The sequence below is a fragment of the Prosthecobacter sp. genome (assembly GCF_044378005.1).
Lineage (GTDB): Bacteria > Verrucomicrobiota > Verrucomicrobiia > Verrucomicrobiales > Verrucomicrobiaceae > Prosthecobacter.
Genome location: NZ_JBILYB010000190.1, coordinates 1 through 9171, shown reverse-complemented (window position 1 = coordinate 9171; position 9171 = coordinate 1). Strand labels below are relative to the sequence as shown.

The 9171-nt window shown below is 62.5% G+C and carries 5 protein-coding genes; 3 read left to right on the top strand and 2 right to left on the bottom strand.

Features of this window, described 5'->3' with window-relative positions; all coding sequences use genetic code 11:
- On the bottom strand, positions 1-1635 hold a 1635-nt coding region (locus AC6FTP_RS23670; RefSeq protein ID WP_497209377.1), incomplete at its 3' end, for a DUF1549 domain-containing protein.
- Between the two features lie 82 nt (positions 1636-1717).
- Between AC6FTP_RS23670 and AC6FTP_RS23665 the strand changes: the two genes are divergently transcribed.
- Positions 1718-4402 carry a hypothetical protein gene (locus tag AC6FTP_RS23665; protein ID WP_497209376.1) on the top strand — a complete coding sequence of 895 codons (2685 nt, stop codon included), beginning with the start codon at positions 1718-1720 and terminating at the stop codon, positions 4400-4402.
- Positions 4403-4438: 36 nt separating this feature from the next.
- Positions 4439-6238, top strand: coding sequence for an FAD-dependent oxidoreductase (locus AC6FTP_RS23660; protein ID WP_497209375.1), 1800 nt, complete (start codon positions 4439-4441; stop codon positions 6236-6238).
- 48 nt (positions 6239-6286) lie between these two features.
- On the opposite strand, the gene AC6FTP_RS23655 is transcribed toward AC6FTP_RS23660, so the two are convergent.
- Positions 6287-7261 carry a LysR family transcriptional regulator gene (locus AC6FTP_RS23655; RefSeq protein ID WP_497209374.1) on the bottom strand — a complete coding sequence of 325 codons (975 nt, stop codon included), beginning with the start codon at positions 7259-7261 and terminating at the stop codon, positions 6287-6289.
- 125 nt (positions 7262-7386) lie between these two features.
- On the opposite strand from AC6FTP_RS23655, the gene AC6FTP_RS23650 reads away from it, so the two are divergent.
- Positions 7387-9171 (top strand): DUF1549 domain-containing protein (locus AC6FTP_RS23650; protein ID WP_497209373.1); only part of this gene is annotated, 1785 nt, incomplete at its 3' end.

Below are 9171 nucleotides of genomic sequence, written 5' to 3'. Positions count from 1 at the left end.
ATGCTCGGCTCCGATTTTTTCCAGCAGGTCGCCACCGCGAAGACCGGCATCGGGTCCATCGAGATGGGCGACGGAGCGTTTTTCCTTCGCCGCGAGTTTTTGAGCCGCAGGACGGATGAGATGCGCGCTCACGGCATCACGCTGGTTGTTTTCCACGGTCGTCATTTGCAGACCGATCTGCTTCGCGAGTGCCTTGTCATCAGCGGCGCGGGCGGCCTCCAGTTCCTTTTGCAGGCGCTGGGCGGTCTGTGCGTTGCGCACATAGGTGGCGGCAGCGGCTTTGACGCCTTCAAAGATCTCGCTGCTGCTCATGAGGCGCTGCGAGAGGATGGTGTCACGGGCGATGGCGCGGCTTCTCCGCAGGTAGTCGTGCATGACGCGGTTCGGCAGATCAGGCTCGGGATTGATGAGCGTGACGAGGCTGTCCCAGGCCTGCTCGGCGGTCATGCGGCGCAAAACGGGGCCGGTGAAGTGACTGCTGTCACCGGCGGCGATCTCTCCGCGCACGCACTGCGACTGATAGGCTCGGGTGTGCAGCAACACGCGCAAAAAGGCCTTCATGTCATAGCGCAGCGCCTTCATCTGGCTCTCCAGTTCGCGCTGCAGCGCGGGAATGACGGGCGTGGAGCTGTCCATGATCTCATCGAGCGGCTCGATGTTTGCCAGGCCGAAAAGCCGCTTCCACAGGCGGTTCACGATCACCGTGGTGAAGCGCGGATTCTCCGGCGAGGTGGCCCAGGCCGCGAAGGCATCGAGATGGCCCTCGCCCGTGGCTGCTGGCGGTGCTTTGCCGAACATGACGGCAGGTTTGATCGCCTCATGCGGCTTGCCGTCGTTGTATTGATAGTCGTGCGGGAGTTTCAGCGGCAGGCCGGTCCACACCATGCCCGCGTAGGTCTGCGGGCTGAGCGCATTTTCGATGGTGACGCCCATTTTGGGCCGCTCCGGGCCTTTGTAAGGCCCCACGAGGTCCAAGGCGGCACGAAAGAGAGGAATCTTCTTCCAGTGGCTGAACTCGTTGCCATGCGTGAAGGCCGCCATCTGGTAAAAATCCATCTGCGACCATTTATCGAAGGGATGATTGTGACACTGGGCGCACTCGATGCGTGTGCCGAGAAAGATGCGCGTGAGGTTGGCGAGGTTGTCCAGCGGCATGCCCGTGTCGCGCAGGTAGAAGGCGGTGCCAGGTGCGTTGAAGATGTCGCCACGTGCGGAGAGCATCTCGCGCACCCATTGGTCGTAGGGCTTGTTGCTGCGGAGCGCCTCGCGGATGAGATCACAAAAGACCGCGTGATGCCCGCGTCGTGTGAGCTGCGACTGCGCCCGGAGCACATCGGCCCAGTAGTTGAACCAATGCAGCGCATAGCCATCGCTGGCGAGCAGGCGGTCGATGAGCCGCGCTCGCTTATCCGCACCCGAATCGGCCCAAAACGCGCGAGCCTCCTCCAGGGTCGGGATTCGTCCGATCACATCCAGATACACGCGGCGAAGAAAGACCTCGTCCGAGGCCGGAGCATTCGGTGACAGCCCCTTCTCCTGCCAATGACGCTCCAAAAGGGCATCGATGCGCGATGCCGCCTCATCCGCGTAAAGCGAGACAAAAGACAGAAGCAGGAAAAAGAGGCCTAAACGCATGGAGGCGCTCTAAACGGCGTGATCGCAGTCATGTTTTCAGCACGGACAAGAGTGGCTGGTTGTCCTGCGTTTGTTCGGCCGCATGCGCTTCCTCTATCTCCTTCTCGCCACCACCGCTGCTGCGCAGGTCATGCCTGCGCCGGACATCGCGTCGATTCCGCGGCTGCCATGTGTGACGACGGGTTTTTGCAACACGCTCATTCGCGGCAACAGCTTTGCCGACAAGTCGCAGACGTGGATGCAGCTCTACACGGCGGACATGGCGGTGAGCGCGGAGGGCTTTGTGTTTCTCACGACGAAGTGGGAGGAGGGCCTGCGGGCGGCGGGCATCTACAAAGATGGCGATGCGCTGCCGGAGATGACCGGCCTCGGAGTGAACTCGGGCGAGGCGGTGGCGGTGAGCGAGCACTTCGCGGCCTATGCGCGTGAGGTGAAGAGCAAGGACGGCCCGGTGATGACGCTCGTGCTCTTTGAAAGGCGCGCTGGCAAGGCGCTCGACAGTGCGAAGCAGCGCACCACCTATCTGCCGGAGCAGAAGAGCAGCATCACCGGCCTCGCCATCGACGAGGCGCGGGATCGCGTCTATTTCGCGGATGACGAAGGCGTGCGAGCGCTGTCGTTGAGGACGCTGAAGCCGCTCGACTTTCACATCGCGTTGGAGCGTGCGGGCAAAATGCTCGTGGATGAAAACGGGGCGCTGTGGGTCATTCAGCGGGCTACTTCCGCCTACGCACACACACCGCTGCAAGGCGAGGTCTTTGGCAGCGAAGCCATCGACGCGGAGCACGGCCTCGAGCAGGCCGTGAGCACCTCGGACAAGATCAAATACATCGCCAAGGACACGTCGGGCGCGTTTGTCGGCCTCGATTTCGGCAAAGCCGTGGCCGTCTCCCGGTTCAGCCTCATGGGCGACAGCGCGAAGGCGGACTTCCGGCAGTTGAAGGTGCAAACGAGCGCCGCTGGCCGCGACGGCCCGTGGGCGGATGTCGCCACGCCACTCGACAAGCTCTACAACTACCCGGAGGAGTTTGTGACGCTCGATGCCTCGCAGCCCATCCGCGCCATTCGCGTCCTCTCACCCGATTTGACCATGTGCCGTATGGCTGCGTATGCGCCGCCACAGGTGATCGCGGGCCGTGTGTTGAAGTATGAAGGCGCGGAGCTCAAAGCGAGCCTCAACGACATCACGCAGCCGATGGACATCGCCATCGATCCGCGCACGAAAAGGCTCTTCGTGGCCGATGGAGGCCCGGAGCATCAAATTCACGGTTTTTCCGATCAAAACGGCCAGATGAAGCACGAGGTGAGTTTCGGCGAAAAAGGCGGCTGGAGGTCGCACAAGGGCAAAATCGGCCCGCAGAGCTTCGAGAACATCCGTGGCATCGGTTTTGATGCGCAGGGCTGTCTGTATGTGTGCGATGTCGGCATGGCCGGCATGTGCCAGAGCCGCCTGCATGCCTTCACGCCGGACTTCGAGCCAAAGTGGAGCCTGCACGGCACCAGCTTCCTCGACAGCGTAGATGCCGATCCGCAATCGCCACGCGATGTCTTCTCCAGCTTCAATCACTACCGCGACGAAAAGTGGATCGCCAGCACGCTCGACCGCGCCCGCTTCCCCGATGATCCACGCTCGAACGGCAGCGCCCTCGTTTATGGCGTGCGTCGCTGGTTCGGGAAAAAGTTCCTCATCACCACCACGCAGCATGGCAATCCCATGTGCGTCTTCCGTTTTGAAGACGGTGACGACACCGCCATCCCCTGCGCACTCATCGCACCGCGCCACACCGCGAAAATCTGGCCACCGCACCAGCCGCTGGGCTTTGGCAGCATCATCTGGACGGATGACAACGGCGACGGCCAGTTCGATGCCGCTGAATACGCCAAAGCGCTGCGTGACGACAGCGACACCGCGTTTCAAAACATCGACGAGCAGGGCAACTACGCCTTCATCACCCGCATCAAAGGCACGCGCCATCTGCGCAAACTCGCACTCATCGGTCTGAATGCGCACGGTGCTCCCGTTTGGAAATGGAACGCGCCGGAGAACACGCTGCTCGAACTCCCGCCGCCCTGGCAGGACGGCAAAGCACGCCTCGGCGGCTTCGAGATCGACTCCGAGCGTGGCGAGGTCTTCCTCTTCGGCTTTCCCGCCGACAAACCGAACGAATGCGGCATGAACTGGCCGCTCGGACGCCTGCTGCAACGTTGCGAGATCAAGGACGGCAAGCTCATCGTCACGCAGAGCGCGGAGTTGCTGCACAATGTCGTCATCGACACCCGCACAAAAGACCAGGCCTACGGCGCGGCGTTGTGCGGCGACTATCTTTTCATCGCCTACGCGCATCATTTCACCGTGCTCGTCTATCGCCGCGCCGACCTCAGCCTCGTCGGCCGGCTCGATCTCGGCCCGCAGGTGCTCAAGCCCCTGATGGACGGCATGCACGAGCTCATCGTGCGCCCCGATGGCGAAGGCTTTGTGCTCTGGTCCCCGCACTACGTCGCCAACGCCATCCACCAGCGGCGCTGGAACGGCCAGACCACCGGCTACGAGCCACCACCAACCCTCATGCTCGAAAACAGCAAACTCACCTGGACCGTCGATGGCACCCTCGAACGTCGCGTTCTCCGCGAGAACGGCTGGAGCGCTTGGGAGCCGGTGAAAACAACGGCGCGTGAGTTTGAAGAAGCGCCGCAGGTTAAAACAGCCGCCTACCGCCTGCGCACCGCACGCTCCGACTGGTCCGCGACGGTGTATCTGCGGCGGTGATTTTTTCCCTGAGCTACCCACAGCATCAAGACCACCATGCCCGCCACCCGCCGCCATTTCCTCCAAACGACCACCGCCACACTCGCCGCGTGTGCCTTTGATCCGCGCTTGCTCGCGGCCGATGCCGTCGAAGCCGATGTCTGCATCTATGGCGCGACGGCCAGTGGCATCGCCGCAGCGCTCGGTGCGACGGATGCAGGGGCCAAAGTGATCATTGTGGAGCCTTCGCGATGGCTGGGCGGCATGAGCGGCGGTGGGTTGAACGCGATTGATTGGGGCTACAAGCGCTCGGTGGGCAAGATGGCGCTGAAGCTCCTCATCGATAAGGACGACGTGGCGATGCGTGAGCTCTACAAGCGCGAACTCGCCCAGCTTGGCATCCCGGTGATCTATGAGCATCGGCTGGCGAGCGTGGTGAAGGAAGGCGCTCGGATTCGCAGCATCACGCTCGATCACGCGCCGGCGGACAAGCTCGGCTGCCCCATCGAGCAGCCTTTGGCGAAGAACGCGAAGACCGTCGCGGCGCGGATGTTCATCGACTGCTCGTATGAGGGCGATCTGATGGCGAAGTCCGGCGTGAGCTACACCTGGGGCCGCGAATCGCGCGAGGAGTATGGCGAGTCGCTCGGTGGCGTGCGGCCGATCTTGATGCGTTACGACATCGACCCGTATGTGAAGCCCGGCGATCCGAAGAGCGGCCTGCTGCCATTCGTGCAGGACATACAAATCGGCCCGCTCGGGAGCGCGGACAAGCTCACGATGATGTATGCTTTTCGTTGGGTGCTCACGCGAAAAGACCCCATCCGCATCGAGAAACCCGACGACTATGATCCGCGTCGCTATGAGATCTTCCGCCGCGGTTTCCAGAAGGGCGTGGACATGCGAGCGGGGCGGAAGATGCATGTGCTCGGCGAATACTCGCAAAACAACGGCTGGGGCATCTTCAGCGGCAATTCCAGCCGCGCGCTCTGGGCGCAGTCGATGGCCGGTGAGAACGCCGCCTATCCCGATGGCGACTGGCCCACGCGCTCGCGCATCTGGCGGGATCAGATGAACTTCGTGCGCGGCATGTATCACTTCCTTCGCACCGATCCCTCCGCGCCACCCGACATGCGAGAAAGGGCCGAAGCCATCGGCTTTCAGCGCGGCATCTTCGATGAGACGAACGGCTGGCCGCATCAGCTCTACGTGCGCGAGGCACGACGCATGAAGTCGGACTATGTCGTCACGCAAAAGGATCTCGAAGGCGCGGCCAGCCCCGAGGACTCCGTCGGCCTCGGCAGCTACGGCGTCGATGATTGGCCCTATGCCACCATCGCACACGAGGGCGGCATCGCGCTCAGCGGCGGCGAGTTCAGCATCATGAAGGCGAACCCGGCGCACAGCGGCATCCATCGCCTGCCGTATCGCGCCATTCGTCCGAAGCAGAGCGAGTGCGAGAACCTGCTCGTGCCCGTGTGCTGCTCCGCGAGTCACATCGCGATGACCTGCATCCGCATGGAGCCCGTCTGGATCACGCTCGGCCTCTCCGCAGGCATCGCCGCCGCGCATGCGGTCCAGCAAAACGCCGCCGTGCAAGCCATCGACTTCCCGCGCTACCGCCGTGCCCTGCTCGATGCCGGTCAGATCCTCGAACTCAACGAAACCAGCGCCGCCGGCTGGAACTCCCGCGATGAATGGAACCAATCCAAGCCCGGCTACGAATGGCTCTTTGACGCCATCGACGAAGACCAAGACGGCCGCATCTCACCCGACGAGTATCGCGAGTTCCAGGCCTTCAAACAGAAGCACAAGGACTGGCAGGAGCGGCTCAAGGCGAAGGTTGGTGGGAAGTGAGTTTCAAGAGCCATGAGACGGGCAGACAATGCCTTTCCACCATCGCGGTTACTCCTTCTCTCGCAGCCCCTTCACCACCATCTCGCGGAAGGCGCGGACGTGGGCGAGTTCGTGGCGGCCTTTGGGGTGGAGGAGGGCGACTTGGTCGTGGCCGAGGAAGCTGGAGACATCGCGGTGGATGAAGCGGGCTTTCACATCGGCGGGCACTGGCAGGGCTTCACTTGCGGGTCGGGTGAGAATGGCCACGCCCATGCCGAGAGCCACGTAGTTGAGGATGGAGGTGACGTTGCCCGCCGTCATGATGACGTTCACTTGGTCGCTCAGCCCGGCTTTGGAGACGAGGTGATCAAACTGCATGCGTGAGCTGGAGTTTTCCCCGGCGAGGATGAGCGGCTGCTTGACGATGTCGCGCAGCTTGGGGGCTTTGATCTGGGCAAAGGGATGGCTGGCAAGGCAAACTACCTCAAAGGGGTAGCGCACAAGCGGTGTGGCCTCGAAGCGTGTGGGCAGCGTCACTCCTTGCGGCGTGCCGACGATGGCGAGGTCGGCTTTTTCGGCCTCCAGGAGCTGCCACGCGATGCGCGATGGTGCGTCGATGAGCGAGAGGCGCACCTGCGGATGGGACTCACGGTAGCGGGCGATGACATGGCGCAGGGTGCTGTTGAGCACCGTGGCCGGCGCAGCCATGCGGAGATGTCGCTCGGCCTTGCCGTGTTGGTCGTGGAAGACCTTCTTCAGCGAGTCAAAGCCCTCCACCAGCGGCGCGGCGAGGTCCAGCAGCCGCTCGCCGTCCTCGGTGAGGCGCACATCATGGCCTTTGGCGGTGACGAGTTGCACACCGTAGTCGTCCTCCAGCGCCCTCACCTGACGCCACACGGATGGCGTGGCCATGCCGAGACTGCGTGACGCCGCGGCAAAGGTGCCGTGTCTGGCGATTTCAAACAAGGCGCGTATCTGGCGGAACCGCACTTCCTTGAAATAGCGGCGGTCATCGGAGGGCTTGGCACTGCGTTTGGATTTCATTGCTCTGAGAGTAACGGCCATTAGGAAAATAGTCTCGCAAGCTCATGAAGAAGAAGGGTGGTGGCACTGTATTTTCATGGGTGCTTTCGCCGTCGTCGAGCGCGCCAAGTCTTTCCGAATCCCAAATGAAACTCACCGCCCTGTTTTTGATCCCACTCGCCGCCTCTGCGGCGGAGGGAGATGCTTTTTTCCGCGAGCGTGTGGAGCCATTGCTCAAGCAGCGTTGCTATGAATGCCATTCGCATGCGGGCAAGATCAAGGGCGGGCTGGTTCTGGACTCGCGCTCGGGATGGCAGGCGGGTGGTGACAGCGGGCCTGCGCTGGTGCCGGGGTCGCCGGAAAAGAGCCGCCTCATCGAGGCGGTGCGCTACACGAACCCGGACATGGAGATGCCGCCGAAGGCGAAACTGCCGCAGAGTGAGATCGCCGTGCTGGAGGAGTGGGTGAAGCGCGGTGCGCCCGATCCGCGCGAGACGGTGGCGGTGGCGAAAGCGGTGAAGAAGACCGGCGTGGATGTGGAGGAGGGTCGAAAGCATTGGTCCTATCAACCTGTGCGGGATGCCGCGCCACCCGCCGTGCATGATCAAGCTTGGCCGCTGAATGAGGTGGACGCCTACATTCTTGCCAAGCAGGAGGCGGCGGGCCTTCAACCAGGACCGGAGGCCGAGGCGCATGTCTGGCTGCGGCGCGTGACCTTTGACCTCACTGGCCTGTCGCCGACCGAGGCGGAGATTCAGCACTTTTTGGCCGACCTCGAACGAGACAATCGGACAAGGGGACAATCAGACAAGGAGAAGAGCATCTCATTGTCTCCCCATCCGATTGTCTCATTATCAGGATCATCAGCGCACGAGCGCGTCGTGGACCGTCTGCTGTCATCCAGAGCCTATGGCGAGCGCTGGGCGCGGCATTGGCTGGACCTCGTGGGCTATGCCGAACAGATCGGCACGGAAGGCAAAGTTTTCGCGGAACATGCGTGGCGGTATCGCGACTACCTCGTGGAGTCCTTTCACCAGGACAAACCCTTCGACCGCTTCATCCGCGAGCAGCTCGCGGGCGATCTACTGCCTGCCGCCTCGCCGCAAGAGCGCCGAGAAAACCTCATCGCGACCGGTTTCATCGTGCTGGGAGATGTGGACATCAACGCCATCGACAAGCTGAAGATGGAGCACGACTTCGTGGACAGTCAGGTGAGCAAGGTGGGCACCGCCTTCCTCGGCATGACGTTGGGCTGCGTGCGCTGCCATGATCACAAGTTCGACGCCATCGGCCAGCAGGACTACTACGCGCTGGCGGGCATGTTCCGCAGCACGAAGACGACGTTCAAAACAGGCCACGGCATCTGGAGCAATATCCAACGCGTGCCGCTGCCGGAGCTGGAAGAAGACCGGAAAATCGCCCGCAACCACGAACAGAAGTTGGCTGGCTGGCGGCAGGAAAAACAGAAGCTGGAGGCGCAGTCGAAGGCACTCGGTGACAAACCAGATGCGGCAGGCAAAAAGCGCCTCGACGAGTTGAAAAAGGAAATCACCGCGCTCGAACTCCGCATCGGTCACGGTGAGTATTTTCATCCCGGCAAACCACAAGCCATCGCCGTGCAGGATGCGGAAAAGCCCGCCGACATGCGCGTGACCATCCGAGGCAATCCGTATGCGCTGGGTGACACCATCCCGCGCGGTCTGGTGCGTGTGGCGATGTGGGGTCCGCAGCCGAAGATTCCCGCCGGGCAAAGCGGTCGCCTGCAACTGGCTGATTGGATCGCGGATGCTCGCCACCCGCTCACCGCGCGCATTGCGGTAAACCGCGTCTGGCAGAAGCTCTTCGGAGAGGGGTTGGTGCGCAGCGTGGACTACTTCGGCACGCGCGGTGATACGCCGAGCCATCCCGAGCTGCTCGATCACCTCGCGCAT